1 protein-coding gene is annotated in these 261 nt (G+C 59.0%); it reads left to right on the top strand.

The genetic code is table 11. The features are described 5' to 3' along the window. The coding region (locus tag WDW90_RS39945) for a M48 family metalloprotease (RefSeq protein ID WP_336493096.1) at positions 1 to 209 on the top strand (209 nt) is incomplete at its 5' end. Positions 210 to 261: the final 52 nt, after the last annotated feature.

Raw genomic sequence — 261 nt, 5'->3', positions numbered from 1 at the left:
CCATGATGCTGTACCTGAAGTATTCCCGCGACGCGGAACGCGAGGCGGACGACTATGCGATAGCGATGCTCAAAGCGAACGGCGTCAGCCCTGCGGCGCTTGCATCGGCTTTCGAAAAACTGGAACGAAAAACAGGCGAGCCGTCGCCATATCTGTCAAGCCATCCGCCAGCGGACGAGCGAATCGAACGGATACGAAACGCCAGATAACTGCGTGACCGGTCAGCGCATCGGTCGACACTGACGCAGCTCACATTGCGCC

This window comes from Methylobacterium nigriterrae (assembly GCF_037106235.1).
Lineage (GTDB): Bacteria > Pseudomonadota > Alphaproteobacteria > Rhizobiales > Beijerinckiaceae > Methylobacterium > Methylobacterium nigriterrae.
The sequence above is the reverse complement of the archived record's forward strand: the minus strand, read 5'-3'. Positions and strand labels throughout refer to the sequence as shown.